General features: G+C 67.8%; 11 protein-coding genes. 6 read left to right on the top strand and 5 right to left on the bottom strand.

The window, feature by feature from the left end; genetic code table 11:
- The first annotated feature begins 62 nt into the window (after positions 1 to 62).
- From VGP60_RS21840 to hisS, 5 genes are all read left to right on the top strand, one after another.
- Positions 63 to 1,241, top strand: a complete 1,179-nt coding sequence (locus VGP60_RS21840) for an amidohydrolase family protein (RefSeq protein WP_327549912.1) — start codon at positions 63 to 65, stop codon at positions 1,239 to 1,241.
- Positions 1,242 to 1,263: 22 nt separating this feature from the next.
- Positions 1,264 to 1,968, top strand: a complete 705-nt coding sequence (locus VGP60_RS21835; protein WP_327549911.1) for an LppX_LprAFG lipoprotein — start codon at positions 1,264 to 1,266, stop codon at positions 1,966 to 1,968.
- Positions 1,965 to 3,470, top strand: coding sequence for an MFS transporter (locus tag VGP60_RS21830; RefSeq protein WP_327549910.1), 1,506 nt, complete (start codon positions 1,965 to 1,967; stop codon positions 3,468 to 3,470). The genes VGP60_RS21835 and VGP60_RS21830 overlap by 4 nt, the downstream gene beginning before the upstream one ends.
- A 121-nt stretch (positions 3,471 to 3,591) precedes the next feature.
- Positions 3,592 to 3,963, top strand: coding sequence for a DoxX family protein (locus VGP60_RS21825; protein ID WP_327549909.1), 372 nt, complete (start codon positions 3,592 to 3,594; stop codon positions 3,961 to 3,963).
- Positions 3,964 to 3,995: 32 nt separating this feature from the next.
- Complete coding sequence (gene hisS, locus VGP60_RS21820) at positions 3,996 to 5,285, top strand: histidine--tRNA ligase (RefSeq protein ID WP_327549908.1); 1,290 nt, start codon at positions 3,996 to 3,998, stop codon at positions 5,283 to 5,285.
- Between the two features lie 67 nt (positions 5,286 to 5,352).
- On the opposite strand, the gene VGP60_RS21815 is transcribed toward hisS, so the two are convergent.
- From VGP60_RS21815 to VGP60_RS21805, 3 genes are read right to left on the bottom strand one after another with little or no spacing between them, the layout of a single operon-like run.
- The gene (locus VGP60_RS21815; protein ID WP_327549907.1) at positions 5,353 to 6,348 is read right to left on the bottom strand and encodes an aldo/keto reductase; all 996 of its coding nucleotides are present in this window, start codon (positions 6,346 to 6,348) and stop codon (positions 5,353 to 5,355) included.
- A 10-nt stretch (positions 6,349 to 6,358) separates the two neighbouring features.
- Positions 6,359 to 7,282, bottom strand: coding sequence for an aldo/keto reductase (locus VGP60_RS21810; RefSeq protein WP_327549913.1), 924 nt, complete (start codon positions 7,280 to 7,282; stop codon positions 6,359 to 6,361).
- Positions 7,283 to 7,332: 50 nt separating this feature from the next.
- On the bottom strand, positions 7,333 to 7,734 hold the full coding sequence (locus VGP60_RS21805) for a MerR family transcriptional regulator (RefSeq protein ID WP_327549906.1): 402 nt from the start codon (positions 7,732 to 7,734) through the stop codon (positions 7,333 to 7,335).
- A 105-nt stretch (positions 7,735 to 7,839) separates the two neighbouring features.
- On the opposite strand from VGP60_RS21805, the gene VGP60_RS21800 reads away from it, so the two are divergent.
- Positions 7,840 to 8,430: a TetR/AcrR family transcriptional regulator gene (locus VGP60_RS21800; protein WP_327549905.1), complete on the top strand. Its 591-nt coding sequence runs from the start codon at positions 7,840 to 7,842 to the stop codon at positions 8,428 to 8,430.
- On the opposite strand, the gene upp is transcribed toward VGP60_RS21800, so the two are convergent.
- Positions 8,431 to 9,054: a uracil phosphoribosyltransferase gene (gene upp, locus VGP60_RS21795; protein ID WP_327549904.1), complete on the bottom strand. Its 624-nt coding sequence runs from the start codon at positions 9,052 to 9,054 to the stop codon at positions 8,431 to 8,433.
- A gap of 18 nt (positions 9,055 to 9,072) precedes the next feature.
- Complete coding sequence (locus VGP60_RS21790; protein ID WP_327549903.1) at positions 9,073 to 10,539, bottom strand: SDR family NAD(P)-dependent oxidoreductase; 1,467 nt, start codon at positions 10,537 to 10,539, stop codon at positions 9,073 to 9,075.
- Between the last annotated feature and the right edge of the window lie 198 nt (positions 10,540 to 10,737).

Genomic DNA, 10,737 nt, shown 5'->3' with positions numbered 1-10,737 from the left:
AAAACCTGGATCCGCCGAATACCCCCAACGAACTTCCCATCGCAACCACTAAGAGGAGCCCCATGGACACCGTGATCACCGCCGCCCAGGTGCTGCCCGAGCCCGGCTCACCGTTGCCGGACGGCGCGGTGCTCGTCCGTGACGACAAGATCGTCGCCGTCGGAGCGCGCGAAGACGTCGTACGGCAGGCCGCTCCGGGCTTCGCCCAGCGCGACTTCCCCGCGTCGACGGTCATGGCCGGGTTGTTCAACTCCCATGTGCACCTGGCATTCGACGCCGGGAAAGACCTGCTGGGCCCGCTGGAAAGCAGCACACCCGACGAACTTCAAGCAGCGGCCCGCGAACGCACCGCAAAACTATTGAGCACCGGCGTCACCACCATCCGCGACCTCGGCGACCGGGACCATCTCGCGATCTCCGTCCGCGAAGCCCTCGACAAAGAAGGTGTTGCCGCACCCCGGATTCTGTCCGCGGCGGCACCACTGACCGTCCCGGGTGGACACTGCCACTTCTTCGGCGGCGCCGCGGCGGACGACGACGAGATCCGCGCGCTCATCGACGCCAACGCCGAGGCGGGCGCCGACGTCATCAAGGTGATGGCCAGCGGCGGCCAGATCACCCCGGGCGGCGCGGACATGTGGGAGTCGCAGTTCGACGCGCGCCAGCTCGGCGTCATCGTCGAACACGCCCGGCGCCACGGACTGCCGGTGGCCGCGCATGCGCACGGCGCCGACGCCATCGAGTCCGGTGTGGACGCCGGCGTCAGCACGATCGAGCACTGCACCTGGATGGCCGGCCCACAGCAGTCGGACATGCGGGAGCCGGTCGCGAAACGCATGGCGGACCAGGGAATCGCCGCGTGCTCCACGAGCAGCCGCAACTGGCGGATGATGGTCGAGCGGATGGGCGACGAGGTCGCGCAGCGCATCTACGGCCGGCTGACCTGGTTGGAAGGGCTCGGCGTCCCGCTCATCGCCGGGACCGACGCGGGCCTGCCCGGCTCGGTCTTCGACGACCCCGTCGGCGCGCTCGAACTGTACGAATGGCTCGGTTTTTCCCGCACGCGGATCCTCGAGATCGCGACGGCCGACAGTGCCCGCGCCCTCGGCCTCGGCCAGGTCACCGGGCGGCTCGCCCCCGGCTACAGCGCCGATCTCCTCGTCGTGGCCGGTGATCCACTGAAGAACCTCAACGCGCTCGCCGATGTCGAACTCGTGCTGGCGGCTGGTCGCGCCGGGTGAGGCCGAGCTCTACCATGCACGCATGTTCACGCGCCGAATTCTGCTCGGAGCGCTCGCACTGACGGCGGCGCTGGTCACCGGCTGCTCGTCGAGCGGCTCCTCGCCCACCCCATCGGGCCCGTCGCTGCCGGACGCCGCGGGCCTGCTCAAGGACGCCGCCGCCGCGACGGGCGCGATCACCAGCGCGCATTTCACGGTCAAGACGAACGGCACCGTGCCCGGCCTGAGCGTGCAGGATCTCGACGGCGACCTCAGCAAGTCCGGAGGTCCGTCGGGTTCGGCGAAGGGCACCGGGAAGCTGTCCGTCGGCGGGCAGCTCGTCGAGGTCGAATTCGTGCTCGTGGATTCCTCGCTCTACATCAAGGGCCCGACGGCCGGGTTCCAGAAGATCCCGGCCGCGCTCGGCGCGTCGATCTACGACCCATCGGCGGTCCTGGATCCGAACCGTGGCATCAGCAAGGTGCTCCTCAGCATCCAGAACCCGAAGACCGAAGCCAAAGAAGACGTCAACGGCCAGTCGACGTACAAGGTGAGCGGCAAGATTGCCAAGGACGTACTCACCGGGCTGCTCCCCGGTCTCGAATCCGACGCGGACATCACCTTCTGTCTGCAGGAAAGCGGAAAGCATCTGCCGGTCAAGGCTTCCGCGAAACTCCCCGGTGACGCCTCCGTGGACGTGACACTGTCCGATGTGGACAAGCCGGTCACGGTGACCGCGCCCGCGTGAGCACCACCGGAGTCCGCGGCCGCCACATAGCGATCGGCGCGGGCGGGCTCGCCGTCCTTCTCGGCGCGCTCGACACCTATGTGGTCATCGGCCTGCTTCGCGAGATCATCGGCGACCTGCGGATCCCGGTGAACCGGCTGGAACAGGTGACGCCGATCGTCACCGGCTACCTGCTCGGGTACGTCGCCGCGATGCCACTGCTGGGCCAGGCATCCGACCGCTTCGGCCGCAAACTGCTGCTGCAGGTCTGTCTCGTCGGGTTCATCGCGGGCTCGGTGGTGACCGCCCTCGCCGACAACGTGCCGGTGCTCGTCGCCGGACGGCTTGTGCAGGGCATCGCCAGCGGTGCGCTGCTCCCGGTCACGATGGCCTTGGCAGCGGATCTTTGGGCGCGGCACAAACGCGCGTCCGTGCTGGGCGCGGTCGGCGCGGCACAGGAACTCGGCAGTGTGCTCGGCCCGATCTACGGGATCGCGCTCGCCGCGGCGGCGGGCTGGCGCAGCGTGTTCTGGGTCAACGTGCCGCTCGCGCTGATCGCGATCGTCGCGATCCAGTTCGCGCTCCCGGCGGGCAAACGCTTGCGGGTGGCGAAGGTCGACGTCATCGGCGGCGGGCTGCTCGCGGTGACGCTGGGGCTGCTGGTCGTCGGCCTGTACAACCCGAACCCCCGTGAGCAGGTGCTTCCGAGCTGGGGCGTGCCGACGCTGATCGGCGCGGCTGTCGCGCTGGTCGCGTTCGTCGGCTGGGAGAAGCGGGCGAAAACGCGGCTGATCGATCCCGCGGGCGTGCGGCTGCGGCCGTTCCTCGCCGCGCTCGGCGTGAGTGTCACGGCGGGCGCGGCGCTGATGGTCACGCTCGTCGACGTCGACCTGTTCGCCCAGACCCTGCTCGGGCGCGACGACCGGGGCAGCGTCGAACTCCTCCTCCGCTTCCTGATCGCCCTGCCCATCGGTGCCGTGCTCGGCGGTGCCCTGGCCGGCCGCCTCGGGGACCGCTGGGTCGCCTTTAGCGGGCTAATCGTCGCCGCCGGAGGCTACCTGCTCATCTCGCGGTGGCCGATCGACGTGCTCGCGGCGCGTCACGAGCTCGGCCCGCTGTCTCTGCCGGTGCTCGACACCGACCTCGCGCTCGTCGGGTTGGGGCTCGGACTGGTCATCGCGCCGCTCTCGGCCGCGGTCCTGCGGGTGGTGCCGCCGGTACAGCACGGTGTCGCGTCGGCGTTCGTCGTGGTGGCGCGGATGACCGGCATGCTGATCGGCATCGCGGCACTGTCGGCGTGGGGCCTGCACCGCTTCCAGAGCCTGACGTCGAACCTGTACGCGCCGCTGCGGATCCTGCTCCCCAGCCAGGAGGCCTACGACCAGGCGCTGAGCGCGTACACCGCCGCGGTCCGTAACGCGCTGCTCACCGAGTACAGCGAGATCTTCGTGATCACCTCGGTGATCTGTGTGTTCGGAGCACTGCTCTCGTTGCTGATCGGAGCTCGCGCAAAAGTTTCGTGACTCACCGATTTCCAGCTCACCTTCTTCGAGGCCCGGACGCACCCACGCCGGGATCATCGTCATCTGATCGTGAAGTAGTTGAGCGTTGAATAGTTGGCGGGAAAGGGCTTTACTTGTCGCCATGAACGTTGTCATCTGGATTGTGCAGGGTTTGCTCGCGGTCGCCTTCCTGTTCACGGGCGGGTCGAAGCTGGTCACACCCGGGCCGAAGCTCGAAGAACAAATGTCCTGGATGGACAACTACCCGAAGAACAGCGTGCGCTACATCGGTGCCGTCGAGGTCCTCGCCGCGATCGGGCTCATCCTGCCCGCCGCCACGAAGATCGCCCCGGTGCTCACGCCGCTCGCCGCGGTGGGCCTGGTCATCGTCATGGTGGGCGCGACGATCACGCACTTGAAGTTGAACGAGGCCAAGGCCACCCCGGTCACCATCGTGCTGGCGCTGCTCTCGCTGTTCGTCGCCATCACCCGATTCGGTCCGTACTCGATCTAAAGCCGGTTGGGCCGGTCGTTAAGCTTGTTGACGTGCCTGAATACCTGTCGACCGCGCCCACCCGGGGGACCCGTGACTTCCTCCCCGCCGAGATGTCCGTCCGCACGCAGGTGTTCGGCCATCTCTACGACGTCATCGAGCGGTACGGCTTCCTGCGCTACGACGGCCCGATCCTCGAGCCCGCGGAGATCTACGAGCTGAAGTCCGGCCAGGAGATCGCCGATCAGCAGCTCTACACGCTGACCGACAAGGGTGGGCGGCGGCTCGCGCTGCGCCCGGAGATGACCCCGTCGGTCGCGCGGATGATCGCCGGTACCGCGAAGTCGCTGCAGTTCCCGGTGCGCTGGTACAGCCACCCGAACTGCCACCGCTACGAGAAGCCGCAGCGTGGCCGCGTGCGCGAGCACTGGCAGATCAACGTCGACATCTTCGGTTCGGAAAGCTCGAACACCGAGATCGAGATCTTCGAGCTCATCCACGACATGATGGAAGAACTCGGCGCCTCGAAGGACATGTTCGAGATCCGCGCGAACGACCGGAACCTGCTGGCGTCGGCGTTGACCGACATCGTGGGGGTCGGGCCGTTGCAGCTGCCCGAGGTGTTCGCGCTGGTGGACCGCTGGGAGAAGTACCCGGTCGAGAAGCTGGCCGCGTCGGCCGAGGAGATCGGGCTGGCGGACAAGCAGTTCGAGAAGCTCACCGAGATCCTCGCATCCGGCGAGGCGCTGCTCGACGAGCTGCCGGAGTCGGTCAAGGAAGCCTCGAACCTGGTGAAGGTGCTCAAAACGAGCGCCGCCGGGCTCATCCGCTTCGACCCCATGATCGTGCGTGGCCTGGCGTACTACACGTCGACGGTGTTCGAGGTCTTCGACACTTCGCCGGAGAACCGCCGGGCGCTGTTCGGTGGCGGTGCGTACAGCGACCTCGCCGGGATGTTCACCGCGCAGAAGATCCCGGGCATCGGGTTCGGTATGGGCGACGTCACGCTGATGGACTTCCTCGAGACGCACGGGCTCGCCCCGGCGCCGCGCAGCGAGGTCGACGTCGTCGTCGTGCCGACGGCCGAAGAGCTGTCCGACGCGGCGCGCGAGGTCGCGGGAAGGCTGCGCAAGGCCGGGCTGCGGACGTCGACGCCGTTGGAACTTCGCAAGCTGGGCAAGGAACTGACGCGGGCCGACAAGGCAGGCGCGCGGGCAGTGGTCATCGTCGGGCAGGAGGACTGGGACGCCGGAAACGTCACTGTCCGCTCACTAGCGACGCGTGAGCAGCAACAAGTCCCCCTAGACTCCACCGCCGCAGCCGTCACAGCCCTGCTCGCCTGAACCAACGGTCCGTGAAGGCCACATTGAGGGACTCTGAGTCCCTCAATGTGGCCTTCACGGCTTTCAGCTAACGGCCCAGCATGTTCATGGCGGCTTCGGGGTAGCGCGTCCCGGCGACGGCGTCGATCGGGACGGCCTTCTCGATAGCCACGATGTCGTCGGCCGACAGCGTTATCCCGGTGGCGGCGACGTTCTCCTCCAGGTACTTCCGCCGCTTGGTGCCGGGAATCGGGACGACGTGCTCGTCCTGGTGCTGCACCCACGCCAGCGCCAGCTGCCCGGCGGTGACACCCTTTTCGGCGGCGACAGCGCGCAGTGCCTCGACGATCAGCAGGTTGCGGTCCAGGTTCTCCCCTGCCATCCGCGGCTGGGTCGTCTTCCGGAAGTCGCCCGCGCCGAAGTCCTTTTCGGACTTGATACTGCCGGTCAGGAAACCACGGCCCAGCGGGGAATACGCGACGATGCCGATGCCGAGTTCACGGCAGGCCGGCACGACCTCGTCCTCGATGTCCCGCGACCACAGGCTCCATTCCGTCTGGACGGCCGTGATCGGGTGCACGGCGTGCGCGCGCCGGATCGTCTCGGCGCCCGCCTCGGAAAGCCCGAGGTAGCGGACCTTGCCCTGCTCGACCAGTTCGGCCATCGCGCCGACGGTCTCCTCGATGGGCGTGTCCGGGTCGACGCGGTGCTGGTAGTAGAGGTCGATATGGTCGACACCGAGCCGCTTCAGCGAACTTTCGGACTGCTGGCGGATATACGCCGCGTCACCGCGTACGCCCCGCTTCGACGAGTCGTCGGGGTCTCGCACGAGACCGAACTTGGTCGCCAGCACCACTTTGTCGCGCCGATCGGCGATCGCCCGGCCGACGAGCTCCTCGTTGCGGCCGAGGCCGTACATGTCCGCGGTATCCAAAAGGGACACACCGAGTTCGAGCGCGCGGTGGATCGTGGCGATGGATTCGGTGTCGTCACCTTCGCCGTAGAACTCGCTCATGCCCATGCAGCCGAGGCCCTGCGCGCCGACCTCGAGCTCGCCCAGCTTGCGCCTGGGTAGCGTTGCCATCTCTTCTCCCCTACTTGCCCGCGGCGCGGCGGAGCCGCTCCGGGTACCGCTCACCGGCGAAAGCGTCGGCCGGGGCGGCGTTCTCAATGGCCTTGATGTCCTCTTCGGACAGTGCGATGTCGACGGAGGCGGCGTTCTCCTCGAGGTACTTCCGCCGCTTGGTGCCGGGGATCGGGACGACGTCGTCGCCCTGGTGCTGCACCCACGCCAGCGCCAGCTGCCCGGCGGTGACACCCTTGGCCTCGGCCAGTGCGCGCAGCGCCTCGACGATCACGAGGTTGCGCTCGAAGTTGCCGTCCTCGAACCGGGGCAGCCCACGCCGCATGTCGCCTTCCGGCAGCTCCGCCGTCGAGGTGATGTTACCGGTCAGGAAACCGCGGCCCAGCGGGGAAAACGGCACGATGCCGATGCCGAGCTCACGGGCTGTCGACAGGATTTCGCCCTCGATGCCCCGCGTCCACAGCGACCACTCGCTCTGCAACGCCGTCACCGGGAACACCGCGTGCGCACGCCGGATGGTCGCCGCGCCCGCCTCGGAAATCCCCGCGTACCGGATCTTTCCCTCGGCCGCCAGCTCCGCCAGCGCACCCCAGGTCTCTTCCACCGGCACGCTCGAATCGACGCGGTGCTGGTAGTAAAGGTCGATGTGGTCGACGCCGAGCCGCTTCAGGGAAGCCTCACAGCATTCCTTGACGTACGCCGCGTCCCCGCGGGCGCCCATCGCGCCGTTGTCCCAGACGATGCCGAACTTGCTCGCCAGCACCACTTTGTCGCGCCGGTCGGCGATCGCCCGGCCGACGAGTTCTTCGTTGACACCGTTCGCGTAGACGTTCGCGGTGTCCAAGAAGGTCACCCCGAGCTCGATCGCCCGGTGAATGGTGGCGACCGATTCCGTTTCGTTCTCGAACGTCCCATAAGCCTGGCTCATCCCCATGCAGCCGAGACCCTGCGCACTGACCTCGAGCTCGCCCAGCTTCTTGGTGATCACGCTGAAATTCCCTCCACCGTCGGTTCCGCACTCATGAACTTGTGCTCGATCTGTGCGTAATGGGTGATCTTGTAGTCGAGAACATCCAGGCACGACTGGAGTTCCGCGATCCGCGAGGCGACGGCCACCCGCTGCTCGACCAGGATCGCCTTACGCCGCCCGGCACTCGCCGTGCCGCGGTGGCGCAGTGACGCGTACTCGCGCATCATCTTGATCGGCATGCCCGTCATGCGCAGTTTCGTCAGGAACTCGAGCCACCCCAGGTCTTCGTCGGAATAGGCCCGCCTGCCGGCGGTGTCCCTGGCCGGCGGGTCCAGTAGTTTGATGCGCTCGTAGTACCGAAGGGTGTCTATCGACAACCCGCTACGTCGCGCGGCTTCCGCTATCGAGTAGCTCATGCATTCGACCCTACGACCTGGAGTGCACTCCAGGTCAAATCCGTTCTTTCACCGCCGGAGCTACGGTTTCGGCTTTGATAACACTGTTGCGCTACACTGCGTGACATGCCTCGCCCGAAAACCCATGACGAAGCCCTGCGGATCAAGCTGCTCGACCGCGCAGGCGAACTTCTGTCCGCCGAAGGCCCGAAAGCACTGAGCCTGCGCAAGCTGGCCGCGGACGTCGAGACGTCGACCACGGCCGTGTACTCCCTGTTCGGCAGCAAGCCCGATCTGGTGAACGCGCTGTACGCCGAGGGCTTCCGCCGGTTCCAGGCCAGGACGGACGCCGTCACGCTCACCGGTGACCCGGTGGAGGACCTGGTCCGGCTCGGCAAGGTCTACCGGGAAAGCGCGCTGGCCGACCCGCATCTCTACCCGATCATGTTCACCAAGGCGATCCCCGGTTTCGAACCGAACGAAGAAGCGGTCGCACTCGGACGCGCGAACCTCGCCCCGCTGGAGAAAACCGTGCGGGACGGGGTCGAATCGGGCGTGTTCGCCGACGTCGACCCCGCCGTCATCGCGGTGAGCTGCTGGGGTTTCGTGCACGGGCTGGTTTCCTTGGAACTCAACGGAAACCTGCCCGACGAATTCAGCGTCGGCGACGCCTACGAGACCGCGTTGCGCGCCAACGCGAACGGCTGGCGACGGTAGCTACCGCGGGCCGTACTGGCGGTCACCCGCGTCGCCCAGGCCGGGGACGATGAAACCCGAGTCGTTCAGCCGCTCGTCGATGCTCGCGGTGACGATCCGCAGCGGCAGCCCGGTCTTCTCGAGATGCGCGATGCCCTCCGGCGCGGCCAGCGCGCAGATCGCCGTCACGTCGGTGGCACCGCGGTCGGTCAGCAGCCGGATCGTGTATTCCATCGAACCGCCGGTGGCCAGCATCGGGTCGAGCACGATGACCGGCCGGTCCGCCAGCGATTCGGGCAGCGATTCGAGATACGGCGTCGGCTTCAGCGTCTCCTCGTCGCGCGCGAGACCGACGAAGCCCATCTGCGCGTCGGGGATCAGCCGGTGCGCCTGGTCGGCCATGCCCAGACCCGCCCGCAGCACCGGGACGAGCAGCGGCGGGCTGGCGAGCGTGTAGCCCTCGGTGCGCGCGACCGGCGTGTGCAGCGGCGAGGTGAGGACAGGCAGGTTCGCCGTGGCTTCGTAAACCAGCATCACGGTCAGTTCGCTCAGGGCCGCGCGGAAGGCCGCGTTGTCCGTGCGCGCGTCACGCATGGTGGAAAGCCTGGCCTTGGCCAGCGGATGATCAACGACGAGCACGTCCATGCGCGACACGTTAGCCGGTCACCAAGCGGCGGGAGCGTAGTCCTTCAGGAAGCAGCCGTAGATGTCCTCGCCCAGCTCGCCGCGGACGATCGGGTCGTAGACGCGGGCGGCGCCGTCGACCAGGTCGAGCGGGGCGTGGAAGCCTTCGTCGGCCAGCCGCATCTTGGTCGGATGCGGCCGCTCGTCGGTGATCCAGCCGGTGTCGACGCTGGTCATGAGGATGCCGTCGTTCTCCAGCATCTCGTGCGCGCTGGTGCGGGTCAGCATGTTCAGCGCGGCCTTCGCCATGTTCGTGTGCGGGTGGCCGGGGCCCTTGTAGCCACGGCTGAACTGGCCCTCCATCGCGGAGACGTTCACCACGTACTTCCGCCGGGCCTCCGCCGCCGCCATCGCCGGGCGCAGGCGGCTCACCAGGATGAACGGCGCGGTCATGTTGCAGAGCTGCACTTCGAGCAGCTCGGTGGCGTCGACCTCGTCGACCTTCTGGATCCAGCTGTTCGTGTGGTGCAGGTCCGGCACGAGACCGCCGGCGTCGATGGCCGTGGACGCGGCGATCCTGTCCGGCGACGCCGACTTCGCGACGAGCGCCAGCGCGGTGAGCGACTCCGAGGCGTGCGGCTGGACGTGCTCCGAGAGCGAACTCGTCAGCGCGGCGGGATGGGCGTCGCTGATGTGGTCGAAGGTGATCATCTCCGGCAGCGGGCCCGAAGGCAGCGGCGCCGACTCGGCCTCGGCCAGCAGCGCGTACGAACCCGGCGAGCGGCGGACGGTCTGCGCGGCGTTGTTGATCAGGATGTCCAGCGGGCCCTGCGCGGCCACCGAATCGGCGAGGCCGACGACCTGGGCGGGGTCACGCAGGTCGATGCCGACGATCCGGAGCCGGTGCAACCAGTCCGCGCTGTCCGGCATCGAGGCGAACCGGCGGATCGCGTCGTTCGGGAAGCGGGTGGTGATCGTGGTGTGCGCGCCGTCGCGGAGTAGCCGGAGCGCGATGTACATCCCGATCTTCGCGCGCCCGCCGGTGAGGAGCGCGCGGCGGCCGGTCAGGTCGGTGCGCGCGTCGCGGCGGCTCCGGTTCAGCGCGGCGCACGGCGGGCAGAGCTGGTGGTAGAAGGCGTCGACCTCGTGATAGCGGTTCTTGCAGGTGTAGCAGGCGCGGGCCTGGATCAGCCTGCCCGCGATCGCGCCGGCCACGTTCGACACCAGCGGGATGCCCTGCGTCTCGTCGTCGATGCGCTGCGGTGACCCGGTGGCGGTGGCCTCGGTGACCGCGCGGTCGGCGTTCACCACGGCCTCGCGGCGATCGGCGCGGCGGCGGTTCTTGACGGACTTGAAGATCTTCGCCGTGGCGCGGCGAACCTGGACCGCCTGGGGGTGCTCGGTGGGCAGTTCGTCGATCTGCGCGAGCACGCGCAGGCAGACCTCCATGTCCGCGGAATCGATGCCCGCACCATGGGTCACCTGGGTGTCTTCGAACGCCGTCATACCTTTTACTGTAAGCGGCCGATTCGGAGAGCCTTACAGCGCTAGTGCTGTGTCCATGAACGTTGTCGGTCTATCGGTGGATCCAGGTTTCTGTCCGGGTGCGCCGCCGGAAGGTCCTCGTACTGGATGTACTTGGTCCTTCCGGCGGTGCGGCCGGCAGGAAGCTGGGCCGCCGAGAGGCTGGCAACGTTTGTGGAC

The sequence above is a fragment of the Amycolatopsis sp. genome (assembly GCF_036008905.1).
Lineage (GTDB): Bacteria > Actinomycetota > Actinomycetes > Mycobacteriales > Pseudonocardiaceae > Amycolatopsis.
Note: the sequence above shows the minus strand (reverse complement) of the source record. Positions and strands in the feature narration are given on the sequence as shown.